General features: G+C 51.3%; 6 protein-coding genes. All 6 read left to right on the forward strand.

Annotation, left to right across the window (positions count from 1 at the left end):
* Nucleotides 1–3: 3 nt before the first annotated feature.
* Entirely contained in the window at nucleotides 4–8,076 is an 8,073-nt protein-coding gene (locus tag BMZ54_RS10575) for an Ig-like domain-containing protein (RefSeq protein ID WP_089910350.1), read from the forward strand.
* Between the two features lie 20 nt (nucleotides 8,077–8,096).
* Nucleotides 8,097–9,062 (forward strand): PorP/SprF family type IX secretion system membrane protein, encoded by a 966-nt coding sequence (locus BMZ54_RS10580; RefSeq protein WP_089910353.1) that lies wholly within the window; start codon nucleotides 8,097–8,099, stop codon nucleotides 9,060–9,062.
* 184 nt (nucleotides 9,063–9,246) lie between these two features.
* The gene (locus tag BMZ54_RS10585) at nucleotides 9,247–10,092 is read left to right on the forward strand and encodes an aldo/keto reductase (protein WP_089910356.1); all 846 of its coding nucleotides are present in this window, start codon (nucleotides 9,247–9,249) and stop codon (nucleotides 10,090–10,092) included.
* A 164-nt stretch (nucleotides 10,093–10,256) separates the two neighbouring features.
* Complete coding sequence (locus BMZ54_RS10590) at nucleotides 10,257–11,201, forward strand: S41 family peptidase (protein ID WP_162277509.1); 945 nt, start codon at nucleotides 10,257–10,259, stop codon at nucleotides 11,199–11,201.
* Between the two features lie 246 nt (nucleotides 11,202–11,447).
* Nucleotides 11,448–12,029, forward strand: coding sequence for an RNA polymerase sigma factor (locus BMZ54_RS10595; RefSeq protein ID WP_089910361.1), 582 nt, complete (start codon nucleotides 11,448–11,450; stop codon nucleotides 12,027–12,029).
* Nucleotides 12,030–12,117: 88 nt separating this feature from the next.
* Nucleotides 12,118–13,068: a FecR family protein gene (locus BMZ54_RS10600; RefSeq protein ID WP_089910364.1), complete on the forward strand. Its 951-nt coding sequence runs from the start codon at nucleotides 12,118–12,120 to the stop codon at nucleotides 13,066–13,068.
* Nucleotides 13,069–13,082: the final 14 nt, after the last annotated feature.

Consider the following 13,082-nt stretch of genomic DNA (forward strand, 5'->3'; position numbering starts at 1 on the left):
TATATGAAACATACATTTACACAAAGTATGAAAGCCCTTTACTTACTGCTGGCCGGCTTATTGTTCGGCTTTGCAGCCACGGCGCAATACACTTCCACTACCATAAATTCAGGCGTTTCACAGTGTGCGCTGGCAAAAGATATTGCCGGCAACATTTATGCTGTGCGAACGGATCCTAATGATGCCACTAAATATACCGTGGTAAAATATGTCAACGGTGCAGGAGCGCCGGTCAGATTAAATGCTTCCCTGCAGCTGGTTACCAGCGGTATTGAATACCCCTGGGGCCTGGCGGTGAACTCACTGGGCGATGTGTATGTGACCAACCCGGAGGGCGCTGATGGCTGGGAGATCATTAAGCTTACCGCGCCTACCTACACGGCAACGGTTATACAAAGCGGTAAGTTTTATTCTTCGCTTGCCATTGACCAGAATAACGACATTATTACCACGGAATATATAGATCCCGATGGAACATTTAATAATGGTGATGATAAGTACCGGGTGGTTAAATACCTGTACACGAACGAAACCGGTGCAGGTACCGTGCTATATGCCGGGGTGCCTTATGAGAATGATTTTTCCTACCCCTGGAGCATTGTAGTAGATGGCTTCGGAAACATTTATTTCCTGGATTTTGTAACCAATGATCCTGCCCCCGGCACTGCTAATGATGGCGGACAGCTGATTAAGCTAACCTATCCCGCATATAGCGCCAGCGTTATTAACAGCGGCAAGGGCATCAGCACCCTGGCATTAGATGCATCCAACAACCTGTATACTGTTGAAGCAGTAGACCCTACTACTTCGCATGTTGTAAAATATTCATACCCTGTAACTGCAGGCGCATCAGGCACTGCCATCACGCCGGTAACGCTGGTAAGCGCAGCCGGTTTTTACCCCTGGGGCATGGTCATAAAAGGCAGCAGCATCTTTGTAAATGATGCAACAGATGATCCCAGCACGCCTGGTGACCCGGCCGATGGTGCTTTCAAGCGCCTGGATCCGCCTACTATTATGGTGAACAGCGTTAACCGTGTAACTGCAACGCCCACCAAACTGGCCTCTGTGCAGTTTACGGTTACCTTCAGTGGTTCCGCTACCGGCGTTACCACCTCCGCGTTCACCCTTACTACCACCGGCCTTACAGGCGCCAGCATAACCAGCGTAAGCGGCAGCGGTACTACCTATACGGTAACCGTAAATACCGGCACCGGTGATGGTACATTGAGACTGGATGTTAACGGCACCGGCATTTCACCCACCGTAAGCCCTGCACCTTTTATAACAGGCCAGGTATATACTATAGACAAGACTGCGCCCACTACTACTATCACTGCTACTCCACCGGTATTAACCAACAGCAGCAGCGGTACCTTTACCTTTACATCCAATGAAGCAGGCACATTCGAGGCATCGCTGGATGGCGGCCCCTATACTGCTGCTACCAGCCCGCGTACTTACACCGGTCTGGCAGACGGCTCGCACACCTTCAGTGTAAGAGCAATAGATGCAGCAGGTAACGTAGCGGTTACGCCAGCTTCTTATACCTGGACGGTAGACCAGACGGCGCCCAATACTACTATTACCAGCGCACCACCAGCCTTCACCAATAGTTCCAACGCAACATTTACCTTTATATCCAGCGAAGCCGGAAGCACCTTCCAGGCATCCCTGGATGGAGGTCCTTTTACACCGGTTACCTCCCCAAGCACCTATACCGGGCTGGCAGATGGTTCTCATACTTTCAGCGTAAGGGCCATTGATCCGGCAGGTAATACAGACGCAACACCTGATTCCTATCCCTGGACCATAGACCAAACAGCGCCCACCGTTACATCAGTAGGCGTACCGGCCAATGATTATTACCATGCCGGTCAGAACCTGGACTTTACCGTTAACTTCAGCGAGAATGTAACGGTAACGGGCACACCCTATATTAACCTGACCGTTGGCAGCACCGGCCTCCAGGCAGCATACGTAAGCGGCAGCGGCACCAATGCCCTGGTATTCCGCTATACCGTACAATCCGGCGATGCAGATGCAGATGGCGTTACCTTAGGTACGCTTGCCCTGAACGGCGGTACCATCCAGGATGCAGCCACCAATGATGCGAATGTTACATTGAATGGTGTACCCAGCCTGGCTAACGTACGTGTAAATACTACTATACCTTCTGTGGTATTATCTACCACTGCCAGCTCGCCGCGCAACAGTGGCTTCACTATTACCCTTACCTTTAGTGAGGCGGTAACCGGCCTTAGTGTAGCTGATCTTAATGTGCTCAATACTACGGTGAGCAACTTACAGACAGCGGATAACATTACGTATACGATGGACCTGCAGCCGTCGGTAAATGGCGTTATAAACATGCAGTTACCGGCTAACGCAGTACAGAACATAGGCCATAACCCTAACACGGCATCCAATACGCTTAGCATTACTTACGATGCTATTGCACCGGTAGTAACTTCCGTAAGCGTACCAGCCAATGGGTATTACAAAGCCAGCGATGCGCTCACCTTCACGGTGAACTTCAGTGAAAATATAACCGTAGCCGGTATACCGCAGCTGAGTATGATCATAGGCGCTACCCCGCGGCAGGCTGCCTATGTAAGCGGTAACGGCACCAATGCCTTAACATTCACCTACACCGTACAAAGCGGAGAGCTGGATGCAGATGGCATTGCCGTAACCTCCCTTAGCGCAAACGGCGGTTCTTTACAGGATGCAGCCACCAACAATGCCAATCTTACCTTAAATAGCGTAGGCAGCACTACCGGCGTGCTGGTAGATGCGGTTGCGCCCACAGTTACATCCGTAGCCGTACCGGCCAATGATTATTACCATAACGGCCAGAACCTGGACTTTACTGTTAACTTCAGCGAGAATGTAACGGTAACGGGTACACCCTATATTAACCTGACCGTTGGCAGCACCGGCCGCCAGGCAGCTTATGTAAGCGGCAGCGGCACAAATGCCCTGGTATTCCGCTATACCGTACAGCTCAGCGATGCAGATAATGATGGCATTCAGCTGGGCACACTGGCGCTGAACGGCGGCCCCATACAGGACGTAGCCGGCAATAATGCCGTACTCACACTGAATGGTGTGCCCAGCCTGGCTAACGTACGCGTAAATAATATTATACCAACCGTAAGCATAACCAGCGCAGCGCCTGATCCGCTAAACACCGGCTTCACCGCCACCATTACGTTCAGCGAAGCAGTAACCGGTTTGGTGGCAGGGGATCTTACCAGTATCAATGCAACGGCAAGCAACCTGCAAACATCAGACAACATTACCTATACCGTAGATCTTGCGCCAGCGGCAGATGGTACGGTGAGCCTGCAGGTGCCAGGCAATGCAGCGGAGAACATAGGCCATAATGGTAACACAGCTTCCAATACCTTAACCCGTACCTATGATGCTACTGCACCAACAGTAACTTCCGTAAGCGTACCAGCCAATGGGTATTACAAAGCCGGCGATGCGCTCACCTTTACCGTTAACTTCAGTGAAAATATTACCGTAGCCGGTATACCGCAGCTGAGTATGATCATAGGCGCTATGCCCCGGCAGGCTGCCTATGTAAGCGGTAATGGCACCAATGCCTTAACATTCACCTACACCGTACAAAGCGGAGAGCTGGATGCAGATGGCATTGCTGTAACCTCCCTTAGCGCAAACGGCGGTTCTTTAATGGATGCAGCCACCAACAATGCCAATCTTACCTTAAATAGCGTAGGCAGCACTACCGGCGTGCTGGTAGATGCGGTTGCGCCCGCAGTTACATCCGTAGGCGTACCGGCCAACGGGTATTACCAAACCGGCCAAAACCTGGACTTTACCGTAAACTTCAGTGAGAATGTAACGGTAACGGGTACGCCAACAGTTCCCATCACCATCGGGTCAGCAACAGTTGACGCCAGCTACATCAGCGGCAGCGGTACCAGCGCGCTGGTATTCCGCTACACCGTACAGGCCGGGGAGCAGGACCTGGATGGCATCAGCGTAGGCAGCACCATCGCATTGAACGGTGGTACTATCCGCGATGCAGCTACCAACAATGCTGTGCTGACGTTAAACAGCATAGGCAGCACCGCTAATGTATTTGTATACAGCGTAGTGCCTGGCGTAACAATATCCACCACTGCACCGGCCCTGGTAAATGCAGGCTTTACATTAACCGTTACCTTCACTGAAGCGGTAACCGGTTTCACTGCGTCAGATATTACCGCCACCAACGCTACGGTAAGCAACCTGGCCACCTCCGATAATATTACTTATACACTGGATGTAACACCTGCTGCCGATGGCGCCGTATCCTTACAGGTACCTGCAAGCAGCGCAGTGAACATTGCCGGCAATGGCAATACGGCATCCAATACGCTCAGCCTTACCTACGATGCCACTGCGCCGGTTGTTACAACCGTAGCCGTACCACCTAACGGGTATTATAAAACAGGCGGTATCCTCAACTTTACCATAAACTTCAGTGAAAATGTAACGGTAACCGGTACACCGCAGCTAAGTATGGTAATAGGCAGCACCATCCGTTATGCCAATTATATAAGCGGTAGCGGTACCGGCGCGCTGGTATTCCGTTATACGGTGCAGAACGGGGAAGAGGATATGAACGGCATTACCCTGGGTACCCTGCAGCTGAATGGCGGCACCATCAAGGATGCAGCCACCAACGATGCGGTGCTTACCTTAAACGGCGTGCCCTCCACAACCAATGTACGGGTACATACCGCTGTACCTTCCGTAACATTAACTACCGCAGCACCTGCACTGGTAAATGCACCCTTCACCATTACCGCTACCTTTAGCGAATCTATGGCAGGTGTGGCATTGGCAGATTTCACCGTTACCAATGGTACGGTAAGCAGCCTGTCAGGCACCGCCAACACCGTGTTCACACTAACGGTAACGCCTACAGCAGATGGCCCTGTAAGCATTACCTTCCCGGCCAATAAAGCGCTGAACGTAGCCGGTACCAATAACACGGCATCCAATACGCTCAGCTTTACCTACGATGGTACTGCACCTGTAATAACCGCGGTATCCGTACCGCCTAACGGTTATTATAATGCAACTGGTGTGCTTAGCTTTACCGCTACCTTCAGTGAGAACGTAACGGTAACCGGCACGCCGCAATTAGGTGTGATAATAGGCGCTACTACCCAGCAGGCAGATTATGTAAGCGGCAGCGGCACCAACCAGCTCACATTCTCCTACACCGTGCAAACCGGTGATAATGATATGGACGGCATTGCCCTGGGCAACCTTACCTTAAACGGAGGTACCATACAAGACGCCGCCACCAACAATGCTGTATTAACGCTGAACGGTGTGCCCAGCACGGCCGGTATATTTGTAAACACCACCGCGCCCACGGTAGTAGTAAGCACTACAGCTGTATCGCCGGGTAACCAGCCATTCACCGCCACCTTTACTTTCAGTGAAAAAGTAACCGGCTTTACCAGCAGCGATATTGTTGTAACCAACGGTGCTGCCGGCGCTACGTCAACGAGTGATAACATTACCTATACCGCCTTAATTACGCCTGCGGCAGATGGCACGGTAACCGTACAGGTACCCGCCAATGTAGCGGTAAACATTGGTAATAACGGTAACGTGGCCTCCAACACCATAACATACACTTACGACGGTACTGCACCGGCCATAACCTCCGTAGCTGTACCGCCTAACGGTACTTATAATGCCAGCGATGTGCTGAACTTCATCGTTAACTACGATGAAAATGTAAATGTGATAGGGGCGGGCGGCATACCTTCCCTGAACCTTACCATTGGCAGCAGCGCTGTGCAGGCGGCCTATATAAGCGGCAGCGGCACCAACGCCTTAACCTTTAGCTACACGGTGCAGGCAGGTGAGCAGGACCTGGATGGCATTACCATTGCCCCCACCATGATAGGCACTATGAAAGATGACGCAGGCAATACCGCTTCAAACACCCTTAATGGGGTAGGTAATACCAGCGGAGTGCTGGTATACACCGCTACACCAACCGTACAGCTGTCGGGCACCGTGCAGGCCAATGCGCCATTCACCTTAACCATCACATTCAGCGAAGCAGTAACCGGCTTTACCCTAAGCGATATTACCGCTACTAACGCCACACTGACTAACCTGAACACTACCGATAACATCACCTACACCGCGCTGGTAACACCGGTGGCAGATGGCCTGGTAACCCTGCAGGTACCTGCCAATGCAGCAGTGAATATTGTAAGCAACGGCAACACCGCATCCAATACCATCAGCTATACTTATGATGCTACGGCGCCGGTTATAACCTCCGTGGATGTACCGGCCAACGCTTACTATACCACCGGCCAGAACCTGGACTTCACCGTTCATATGAGCGAGGCGGTGAACGTAGCAGGCGGTACCCCATCCATACCGGTGACCATTGGCGCCACCACCGTACAGGCTAATTATGTAAGCGGTACCGGCACCAATGCCCTGTTGTTCCGCTACACCGTGCTGAATGGCCAGATGGATATGGACGGTATTTCCCTGGGCGCGGCCCTGGCGCTGAATGGCAGCACCCTTCGCGACCCGGCCGGCAATAATGCCGTACTTACCCTGAACAGTGTTGGCAGCACCACCGGCGTACGCGTTAACACCGCGCACCCCACAGTGGTAGTAGCTACCACTGTAGCCACGCGCGTGAATACCGCCTTTAATGTTACGCTCACCTTTAGCGAGGCTGTAACCGGTTTAACAACCACGGGTATCACCGCCACCAATGCCACCGTAAGCAACCTGAATACTACAGATAATATTACTTACACCGCTACCATCACACCCGTAGCAGATGGTGCAGTGAATGTAAGCGTACCGGCTAATGCCGCTGTTAACACCGGTAATAATGGTAACACGGCTTCCAACACCGTAACCATTACCTACGATGTTACTGCACCGGTAATTGCCAATGCATCCTTTAATGTATATGATAACAGCACCGCAGGCACTGTAGTAGGTACGCTAACCGCTGCTGAAACAGCAGGCACCCTGCAAAGCTGGACCCTGGTTACCGACGGTTCCGGTGGCGCCTTTGCCCTGAATGCCGCTACCGGCGCAATTACCGTAAAAGATGCCGCCCTGCTGAAAACAAAGGCAGGCCAAACCTTTACACTCACCGTAACGGTAAGCGACGGGTTAAATACCAGCGCAGCAACGCCGGTAACTGTTAAGGTGCTCATAGCATTCATTAACAAAGCGCCTACGCTGGATGCCATTGCAGATGCGAAGGTTTGTACCGGTACTGATACGCATACTATTCAGCTCACAGGTGCATCCGCCACCGAAGCCGGGCAAACGTATACCATCACCGCGGTATCTGACCAGCCGTTCTTTGATGCGCTGAGTGTAAATGCATCCAACATATTAAGCTATAAGCTGAAAGCATCCGTAACCACCGGCACAGCCACTATCACTGTTACCATTAAGGATAACGGCGGTACGGACAACGGTGGGGTAGATACCCTGCGCCGCAGCTTCACCATTACGGTGAATGAGCTGCCATCCATCAGCATCAGCAGCGATAAAGGCAGCACCATTTCCAAAGGCGATGTGATACACCTTAACGCTACCAGGGTTAACGGTTATACTTACAGCTGGTCGCCGGCAGATGGTATCCTGAGTGGTCAGAATAACTTTATACTGGAAGCCAGGCCGCTAAGCAACATCACTTATGTGGTAACGGCTACCACAGCAGCCGGTTGCAGCAGCACTGCCAACATAGCCATAACGGTGGTTGAGGACTTTAAGGTAGATGCCATCAACATCCTTACACCTAACGGCGACGGCAGGAACGATAAATGGGTGATCCGCAACCTGGACAGCTATCCGGATAACGAAGTATCCATCTTCGACCGCACCGGCCGCATGATCTACCATCGCGTGAACTATAGCAACGACTGGGACGCTACCCTCAACGGCAGCCCGCTGGCAGAAGGCACTTATTATTACGTGCTGAAGATCAACGGCGGCGCTAAAACGGCGAAAGGATATATTACTATCATCAGGGATCAGCATTGATCCGTTAAAATATTGATACCATGTGTACACGGTTAAATAAAAAGCATATGCGGGTATTATTCATAGGTGCAGCACTGCTCACCCTCATAGGCAGCAGGCAGGCACAGGCCCAGTCCTGGGGTAATTCCCAGGCCCTGCTGGAACCCTCCGGCACCCAGTACTTCCAGAACCAGTACCTGGCCAATCCGGCCATGGCAGGCGCCGATACCGGCATCCATTTTAACGGCGCCTACCGCCGCCAGTGGACCGGCATTGATGGCGCTCCTGAAACCAAGTTCTTTACAGCCGACGCGTTGTTCGGCTACCGCGTAGGCGGCGGCATCAACATCTTTAATGATCAGGCAGGGCTCATGAACCGCACCCGCGTAGCGCTTTCATATGCCTACCATTTACCGGTAGGGCATAACGGGCAAACGCTGCACTTTGGCCTGTCGCTGGCGCTTAACTTCCAGCGGGTGGATTATAAGAATGTGAACGGTGATGTTACGGATCCGTCCATTGGCGCCTTTAACCGCCGCGATAACTATTTTGAAGGCGAATACGGTATGGCCTACACGGATGGGCACTGGAACATCCAGGGCGCCTTACCCAATGTAAGAAGCCTGTTCACCGGCGATGACAAAGGCGTGAACGGTGGCGGTATCTTTTTCACTGCTGCATCTTATAAGTTCTTTGGCGATGGCCCGGTAAGCAGCATCGAGCCTAAGCTTTGCTACCGTGGTGTAAAGGGATATGATAACATCCTGGATGCCGGGGTTAACATCTCATTCCTGAACAATGTAGCCAATGTAATGGGCATGTACCACACCACCAAAAGCGTCACCGCAGGGGTAGGGGTTAACATTATGCAAACCGTTACGCTGCAGGTGCTGTACTCTACCCAAACAGGCGGTATTAAAACCTATGTGGATGGCGCTTATGAAGTAGGTGCTACGGTAAACCTTTTTGGCAACAAAAGGACAGAGCGGGTGAATACCACGCTGTAGGATCATTAAGCCATTATTTGTTCTTCTACTGTAATACAATACCGGCGGCCGGTCAGGGTAACCTGGCTGTGCCGCCGGTTCGCTTTTAGCGTCCCCATCTTTGAAATTCATAAAGAAACCTTTGCTTTTAACATTTTCTACCTGCCGGAATATCCTCACCTTTGTTGTACTAAATTGAGAAACCATGATAACAAGCAAAACAGCATTGACCTACGCTTTAGGCGGTCAGCTTAATATCAATAGGGTAGGGTACGGCGCCATGCAGCTCACCGGCGACGGCGTATTCGGAGAGGTAGCAGACCGTGAGAACGCAAAGAAGGTTTTGCAGGCCGCAGTAGCTGCCGGCGTTAATTTCATTGATACGGCCGAAGCCTACGGTCCGCAGTTAAATGAAAGCCTCATTGCAGATGCTTTGTACCCTTATAAACCAGGCGTGATCATCGCTACCAAAGGCGGCTTTAACCGGCCTGGGCCGGGCCAGTGGATCCCTAACGGCAGCCCCGGCTTCATCCGCGAGAACATTGAAGGCAGCCTGAAACGCCTGAAGGTAGAAACCATCGACCTGTGGCAGCTGCACCGCTTTGATCCCAACGTACCGGTAGAGGAAACTCTGGCCCCAGTAGCCGAGGCTGTAAAAGCCGGTAAGATCCGCTTTGTAGGCTTATCTGAAGTAAATATTGAGCAGATCGAAAGGGCGGAAAAAGTATTACCCATTGTATCCGTACAGAACCTCTACAACCTGGGCAACCGCCAGTGGGAAGAGGTGCTGGACTACACCACCCGGCGCAATATGGCTTTTATTCCCTGGTTCCCGCTGGCCTCCGGCCCGGAAAGCATGGCCGATAAGATCAATAAGATTGCCGACGCTCATAATGCCACCACAGCACAGATAGCGCTGGCCTGGCTGCTGCAGCGCGCAGAGAACATTCTGCTGATCCCCGGTACTAAATCCATCGGCCACTTAGATGAGAATATGAAAGCAGCAGAGATTGAATTATCTGCAGAAGAGTTTGAGGAGCTGTCGAAGTAAAAAATTAAAAAGTAAAAATTAAAACGTAAATGCCGCGGAGCCGTACAGGCTTATATTCGCGGCATTTTACTTTTTTACTTTTTACTTTTTTACTTTTCAGAGGCAAATTTCATTCTATTTCTTCCGCCATCATTCCCTCATCTTTGCCCCATAAACACACTGGTATGAAAAAATGGGGGATACTATTTATAACACTCTTAGCTACTACGCTTAGCACGCATGCGCAGCTTTCCAAAAAAGAGATCGCTACGGCCGTTGATACAATTGCCGCTATCATCCGCCGTAGCTACGTGCACGAAGACAAAGGCGCACAGATAGCCACTGCATTCCAAGCCGCCCACCAGTATGGCAGCTTTAATACTACCACTACCTGGAAAGGTTTTGATTCCCTGGCCACGCAGCTGCTGCGCAGCATCAGCCACGACGGCCACCTGTATGTGCGCAACGATCCCGCTACAGTAAAAATGCTGCTGGCTCCACCGGATACCATTACACAGGAAACGGATGACGGTTTCCACTACGGGCCTGCAGCCAGTGAGAATAACTATGGTTTCCGCGAAGTACGGATCCTGGATAATAACATTGGCTATATTAAATTATCAGAGATCAATATCTCCCACAAAAGCTTACCGGTATTATATGCTGCCATGCAATTTGTGGCACATACCCGCGCACTCATTATTGACCTGCAGGGCAATGGAGGCGGCGGCAGCGATATTGGCCCGGTAATAGAAAGTTTTTTCCTGAAGAATAATACGCCGCTGCTGGAAATGAAGAGCCGCAACGGCACTACAGAGCATATAAAAACCGTTTCCTGGCTTACGCAGGAAAAATATACTGCGCCTTTATTTATAATGATCAATAACAGAACTGCATCTGCAGCAGAAGCCCTGGCCTTTTGCCTGCAAGCGCAAAAGCGCGCTACCATAATAGGACAGCGCTCTGCCGGCGGCGCCAATATGAACGACTGGTTCCCGGTAAATGAGCAGCTTTATGTATCTGTTTCTGTTGCTTCGCCCACACTGCCCGGTACCACTATTTCCTGGGAGCAGAAAGGTGTACAGCCTGATACATGCTGCCTGCGGCCGCATGTAGTCCATGGTCCATAGTCGATGGTCCATAGCCTGCTGCGTGGTGGAGGTAGTGCGGGATGTGTAAGGATAAGTGCATTTCCACGAAGTATTACATCGCGTTCTATGCTATGGACCATGGACCATCGACCATGGACCATGTTAAATAATTGTGAGCGGGGGCGCAGCCCCCCGCTCACAATTATTTAACATGAAATATCCCCGCCCTCAGATTAATTTTGGCCATAACCAGGGCACCCTGTTTCCTGGCAGAAAGGGGGCAATATGTATCAATCTTCTTATCCCGGTGAGCTGTGTGAAATAAATGATGAAACACTTTTAGCGTTATTTCAGCAGGGAAATGCACCTGCCTTCGATGAGCTGTACAAACGTTTCTGGGGCGGCTTATACCTGCACGCCTGCCGTATGCTGGAACAGGAGCAGGATGCGCAGGATGTGGTACAGGAAGTATTTACCACCATCTACACAAAAGCCGGCAGCATTGTATTAACCGGCACGCTATCCGCCTACCTGTACACCGCTGTGCGTAACCGCGTGCTGAATGTAATAGCGCATAAGCGTACATACCGGCAGCACCTGGATAGCTTACAACAATTCATCTCCACCGCCGATCATTCTTTACTGCACCGTATCACGGAAAAAGAAATGACCGCCCGCATAGAAAAAGAAATAGCGCTGCTGCCCGCCAAAATGCGCGAAGTATTTGAGCTGAGCCGCAAAACCACCTTGTCGCATAAAGAAATAGCTACCCGCCTGCAGCTCTCGCAGGAAACCGTTAAAAAGCAGATCAGTAACGCCATCCGCACCCTGCGTCATAAAATGAGCCACTTCCCCTTGCTCTTTTAATAAGTGTTAACATTCTGATAATATAGGCATCTACCCCTTTCTTTTCGCAGGCCTGTCATATACATACACACCGTTCAGGTTAATGTAAATGAAAGCAAGCCACATCAAACAATTATTAAAAAGGTATGTAGCCGGGCAATGTACGCCGGAGGAACAGCTGCTGGTAGAAGAATGGTACCGCCAGCAGCAGGAGGCTAATACCGTTTACACAGCACCCTCCACTTACCCGGATGAAGATGCTCTGTTACAGCGCATCCAGCAGCCACGCACCGCAAAGCGTGTAGCCATGCCGGTAATCACGCTGCTGAAAATAGCCGCCAGCCTTATCTTATTATCAGGTGCCGGTTACGTATTACAAAAATTATGGCCGGTGCAAACGCACTGGCAGGAGGCGGTTGCACAGGATCATCCCCTGCAGCTGCGCCTGAGCGACAGCTCTGTTGTATGGCTGAATGCAGGCAGCCGTTTGCGCTATCCTGATAGATTTAACGGCCCGCAAAGAGAGGTGGAGCTGCTAACAGGAGAGGCCTGCTTAAACGTAGCCCAGGATCCTGCCCATCCATTTATGATCCGCTCCGGCAGCATCCGCACGCAGGTGCTGGGCACCATCTTTAATGTACGCGCCTATGAAAAGCTGGCCATAGTGCAGGTAACCGTACAGCAGGGCAAAGTGGCTGTGCAGGCGGATTCAGTACAACAGCTGGCAGGCCGGCAGGTGATACTGCTGCCGGATGAGCAGCTTACCTTTTACGCGCAGCAGCAGGATTGGAAAAAGGAACACCGGGATGCCGCTAACATCAGCGCATGGACTACCGGGCGGCTGTTATTCAATAACGAAAGGCTGGACCTGATAGCTATGCAGCTGGAACAAAAGTACGGGGTGCACATAACCTTTGCCGATAATACCCTGCCTGCATACCGCATCACAGCCGGCTTTGAGGCGGCTGATACGCTGCGCGATGTGCTGGATGCCCTGAGCCTGGCCAACAAGCTGCATTACACCATCGATCATCATAACATCATATTCAGTAAACAATAAAATTGTATCGCCTA

Source organism: Chitinophaga rupis (genome assembly GCF_900109685.1).
GTDB classification, from domain to species: domain Bacteria; phylum Bacteroidota; class Bacteroidia; order Chitinophagales; family Chitinophagaceae; genus Chitinophaga; species Chitinophaga rupis.